At 61.1% G+C, this 4,822-nt stretch carries 6 protein-coding genes; 3 read left to right on the top strand and 3 right to left on the bottom strand.

Annotated features, from left to right (window positions below):
* Nucleotides 1–197: hypothetical protein (locus tag ACH2EH_RS10270; RefSeq protein ID WP_395141353.1), on the top strand; the 197-nt coding region annotated here is incomplete at its 5' end.
* 39 nt (nucleotides 198–236) lie between these two features.
* Complete coding sequence (locus ACH2EH_RS10265; protein ID WP_395141351.1) at nucleotides 237–692, top strand: hypothetical protein; 456 nt, start codon at nucleotides 237–239, stop codon at nucleotides 690–692.
* A gap of 130 nt (nucleotides 693–822) precedes the next feature.
* Here the strand turns inward: ACH2EH_RS10265 and ACH2EH_RS10260 are convergent, their stop codons facing one another.
* The gene (locus ACH2EH_RS10260) at nucleotides 823–1,347 is read right to left on the bottom strand and encodes a discoidin domain-containing protein (RefSeq protein WP_395141349.1); all 525 of its coding nucleotides are present in this window, start codon (nucleotides 1,345–1,347) and stop codon (nucleotides 823–825) included.
* A gap of 202 nt (nucleotides 1,348–1,549) precedes the next feature.
* On the opposite strand from ACH2EH_RS10260, the gene ACH2EH_RS10255 reads away from it, so the two are divergent.
* Nucleotides 1,550–2,227: a hypothetical protein gene (locus tag ACH2EH_RS10255; RefSeq protein WP_395141347.1), complete on the top strand. Its 678-nt coding sequence runs from the start codon at nucleotides 1,550–1,552 to the stop codon at nucleotides 2,225–2,227.
* A 4-nt stretch (nucleotides 2,228–2,231) separates the two neighbouring features.
* Here the strand turns inward: ACH2EH_RS10255 and ACH2EH_RS10250 are convergent, their stop codons facing one another.
* Entirely contained in the window at nucleotides 2,232–3,326 is a 1,095-nt protein-coding gene (locus ACH2EH_RS10250) for an exo-alpha-sialidase (RefSeq protein WP_395141346.1), read from the bottom strand.
* Entirely contained in the window at nucleotides 3,323–4,771 is a 1,449-nt protein-coding gene (locus tag ACH2EH_RS10245) for a sodium:solute symporter (RefSeq protein WP_395141344.1), read from the bottom strand. Before ACH2EH_RS10245 ends, ACH2EH_RS10250 begins: the two co-directional genes overlap by 4 nt.
* Nucleotides 4,772–4,822 lie beyond the last annotated feature (51 nt).

The raw sequence follows: 4,822 nt of genomic DNA, 5'->3' as shown, positions 1-4,822 counted from the left end.
CCCGGCGCAACTACCAGCGCTGGCAAGAGAATCCTCAGCATCCCAGTCTCGCGTTTCGTCGCGTCCACAACACAGAACCGATCTACTCCGTACGAATCGGTATCGGCTGGCGAGCACTAGGATTGCTCGACGGCGACACGATCACTTGGTTCTGGATCGGCTCCCATGCAGAGTACGATCATATCCTCAGGCAATAGCAACTTACTTTTTCCTACGAGCACAGCGATAAAGCGAGCATGGACATACTCTTTCCCTGCGACTACGGCGATCTCACCGCGCCTGACCCCGATTTTGCGATCGAGGTGAGTGCGGCGCGGGCGGCGGGTTTTGTCTGTCACTTCTTTGACTTCAATGCGCTCCGTGCGGGGGATGCCTACCGACTGACCAAGGGAGAGGGGGCGCTGCTCTACCGGGGCTGGATGCTCTCGGACACGGAGTATGCTGGCTTCTATGCGCGATTGGTGGCGCGGGGCTGGGAGCCCATCACGCCGCCCACTGCCTACGACGAAGCCGACGCCTGGGAGCTCTACGCGGCGCAGTTTCGCACGCAAGATGCCATTCTTAAGGACTGGGTGAAGTCGGCGAAGTACCGATGGTGGGTGGTGGAGACGGGTGACGGCCAAGTTGCTGGGCTTCCGGGGAGCATCGCGCCGGAAGCGTTCTACCGGGCGCTACGGTTGGTCGGGGCCTGAAAGGCCCCGCCTGGGCGACGCTTCGCGTCAAGCGCCCCGAGGGCGCGGAGAACGCTTCCGGCAAATTCGGGGCGGGCTCGGCTCGCTTCGCGCTTGCGCGGCCCAGAGGGGGACTTTCAGGCCACCGATCCTACGCCACCGCGAACTCGGCGATGGCGGGGGGGGCGTCGCTGGCGAGAATTTGTAGACGGATGGCTTGGGCGAGGGTCGGGGGGACTTCCTCCACCAGCAAAGCGCCGATCTTCTCGCCCGCAAAGAGCGTGCGCCACTGGCCATCGTCGGTGAGACGGTACTCGACCGCGAAGAGCTGGATCTGTTCGCCGCCCGCTTCCGAGAGCGTCACGCGCTGGACTTCCTGCATCGTGGGCAACGTGAGCTGGAGCCAGCCGCGCGACTCGGCGCTCTGCCAGAAGGTCTCCAGGTCGCTGTCACCTGCCAGTGAGGGCTCGTGGCCGTCGGTGGCGCTGGAGGCGGTGAGGGGAAAAAGCGGCAAGGCGGCTTCGAGGACAATCGGCTCAGGGGAGGCTTCGGGAATCTCCGCGGCGGCATCGGGCGCTTTTGTGGCATCGGCTTCAGCCTGGGCCTTGTCGGCCACTTTCTTGGCGGCGGCAAAGACAAGTGGGGTCAGGATCAGTGGAATAAACGGTAGCGGCATGGGTTCTCTCCTAAAATTTCTTTCGTTATTGTAGCGCATCCCGCAAGCGTATGTAACGTCTGCGTAACGGCACGGTGGAGCCTTTCAGACCCCGACAGGGATTTATGAAAAAGGCTCGTAAAGTTTTTGTATTTTTTTGTCTCATCATGAATTCTTCATGTTATTGAGGCATACTCTTAGCCTAAGAAGGAAAGTAACAACAATGAAAAACATCTTGAAATCAAGTTTGGGTTTGATCGCAATTGCGGCACTAAGTGGCTGCGGCGGCGCGGGTGCAGGTCTGGAGAGCTTCTCCAACTTGCTAAGCCTCGATGGCGGCGAGCTGGTTGGCATCTCACGAGCCGTGAGTACCGGAGCCATTACGACCGAGCAGACCCAGACGCGCACCTTTGAGGATCGCACCATCGGCGGTCGTCCGGGTGGTGCTCTTGGTGGCCCTGGTGGCAGACCGGGCGGCATCGGTGGGCCGGGCGGCCCTCCCCGTGGCACGACGCGCTGGAACGTGGCACAAGGCGTGGGCCGTGCGGTGCGTGTGAGTGTTCCTGAGGGAGTTACCCTGCCCGCGTCGTTCACCCTGAGCAATATCGAGATGAGCATGCGCGTCACCGATGGCGAGCGGGTTGCAGAGCGAACGAGCACGATCGCTGGGCCGGTCACGCTCACTCGTGTGGGTGAGACCAGCGCCTACACGGCCAGCACGGAGCTGACCCCGGAGGCGAGCTTCACGGAGGGCTCGTTTGAGACGCTCCATGCGATCCTGACCACCGCACCGTCGCCCAACACTGCCACCGCGACCCTGCGCTACGATGCCAGCGCCGAGCTGCCCGCCGGAGCCAAGCTACGTTTTGGCCTGGAGCGTGGCCACGCCCGCATGCAGTAGGCTACTACTGTAGCTCACTTCGGACCTTCTGCCGAAAGCTCTCAATCCGGTGGAAGGTCAGGAAGTTTGCATCGTGGTTGTTGTGCGCCCCGCCGAACTCGTCATCGTAGGCCGTGCGGCAGGCGGCGATAATATCATTGCCCTCGAAGAGCCACTCCACATACTGAAAGCCGTGGTTTTTCACATCGGGGTGTGAGAGAATCACGGAGCGTACTTCCCAGTCGCGTAAATTGGCCGAACTGGTGAGCGCCAGAGTATTGCGCACTTTGCCTGGATCGGCGGCACGGAATTTTTCGCCGACGATACTCGCGAGGCTCCAGTAGCGCTTGCTCTTTTTATCCCAACGAATGGCGAACTTCTTCGCGCCGCCGGGAAACGCGAAAAAGCCTGTGAGGGGATCAAAGCTCGCCGTCTTGCCATCGCTGGAAATCTTCACCCAGGCTGCTTTTTCATCGGGGGATTTTGTCTGGACGCGCAGGATGTTGGCGAGTGTGCCACCCGGAGCGCCCACCACGTTGCCCTCTAGCCACGCGCCCATATCGCCGCCATTCCAGCTTCGGTCACTGGGCAGAAAGTTGGTCGCACTCCAGTTTTTCGGCTCCATTAAGTCGGCGCTCAAGGGCACGGAGAGCACACCCGCGCGGTAGTTAATTCCCCAGGCGGTAGGCGGATTTCGCCACTCGAACGCCCGCCAGAGCCGCCCTTTATGCTCTAGGATCGGCACGGGCGCACAGTGGTACTCGCCCTCGCCGCGCAGAATCACGCTCGTCCAGCCCTCGCCGCCATCGGTAGACTGATGAATCACCACATTGCCGTGGTGCTTGTCGGTGCCCAGCAGATAGAGCACCTTCTTGTGGACGAATAAGTTCGACCAGAACGCGCCGTTTATCGTCGCGATTTTCTCCCAGCTCTTGCCTCGCTCTTTTGAGCGAAAGACATGCGAGACGGCTCTGGTGTGCTCGGTGCTCTTGGGGCCGAACTCATCGTGGCTTGCGATGTAGTCTCCATTAGGCAGAACGGCAAGCCCCGGCGAGCCGATATAGATGCCGGTGCTGGCGGGGACATGGTCAATCACCACGCCGGGGACAAGCTCGTTCATCCCGACTCCTTTTTCTGTGAGAGCAGTGCCCCCAGCAGCACAATTGTCAGCGTGCCTGCCGTGAGGGTTAGCAGGCTGTGAAGTGGTGCCTGGGGCAGGCTTGCGGGCCAGTAAGGCTTTGCGGAAAAGCTCACCCAGACACTCACGAGTGCTCCGATAATCGTCGCGGGAAGGGCGGCGGATTTGCTCGCCTTTGGCACCAAGCGATCCAGCAAGAACAGCCCCAGCATTCCTCCCGAGAGCACCCCGGCCAGATCCCACCAGACATCCAGCGCCGACTTCACCGAGATCATGGCGATGGCTGCCAGAACACTGAGCAAGCCAAAGCCAACCACGGCCCTGCGCAGCATCTTGAGCTTGTCCTCCTCACGGGCGCTCTCACGGCGTGCCCAGAGATCGTGGACAAAGAGCGTCGCGGAGCAGTTGAGGTTAGAGTCCATTGCTGCCGCGCAGATCGCCGCCAGCACGAGCCCCTTCAGCCCGGCAGGAAGCTGGGTCTGGATGAACCAAGGAAAGACTGCATCGGGCTTGGTGCCAGTGGGCAATGCGCTGGCATGAGACTGGTAGAACACCCAGAGCGCGGTGCCGATAAAGAAGAACAGCGCGGCGATGGGAATATAGAGCAGGCCCCCCAGCCAGACACTGCGGCTCGCTGCTCTATTGTCACGGGCCGTGAGATAGCGCTGGACATAGGCCTGGTCCACCCCGAAGTTCTGGAGGTTGATCCCCATGCCGTAGAGCAAGACCACCCAGAAACTAGAGCTAGCAAAGTTGGGTGCAAGGCTCCCCAGCGAGAACTTGTCGGCGGCGGCTCCCTGATTTATTACGGCTCCCAGACCCCCTGGCACCCCAGAGAGAATCACGCCCACACAGACCAGCGGCCCCACGATCAGGACAACGGCTTGTACCACGCCGGTCCAGATCACCGCTTCGGTGCCCCCCAGCATCGGGTAGATCGTCACCAGTAGCCCAAGCAATAGGATCAGCACTGGAAGCGGCAGGCTGCCCACCAGCGGCTGGAGCGCCAGCGAGAGCAAGTAGAGAATCGTCCCTAGCCGCGCCACTTGCACCAACAGAAAACACACGGTCGCGTAGACCCGTGCCCAGCGCCCGAAGCGCTTCTCAAAGCGCTCGTAGGCCGAGATCTGCTCGCCCTCGCGGTAGAGGGGGACGAAGAACTTTGCGGCCAGCCAGCAGGCTAGTGGAAGTGAGAGCGCAAAGACAAAAGGGTTCCAGTTGCCATCGTAGCTCTTGCCTGGGTTGGCCAGAAAGCTAATCGAGCTGACATAGGAGCCAAAGAGCGAGAGTCCCACCGCCCAGCCGGGCAGGGAGCGCCCCGCCGCCATGAACTTCTCACTACTGACATTCTTCCGTAGAAAAAGACAGCCATAGAATGTTGTCGCCAGCAAATACCCCGCCAGAACCCCCCAGTCCAGTGCGCTCATGAACGCTAGGTTCGGTGACGTCCCGGCTTATCCCTGCACGACACAGAGCTG

This window comes from Armatimonas sp., from assembly GCF_043760365.1.
GTDB lineage: Bacteria > Armatimonadota > Armatimonadia > Armatimonadales > Armatimonadaceae > Armatimonas.
Note: the sequence above shows the minus strand (reverse complement) of the source record. Positions and strands in the feature narration are given on the sequence as shown.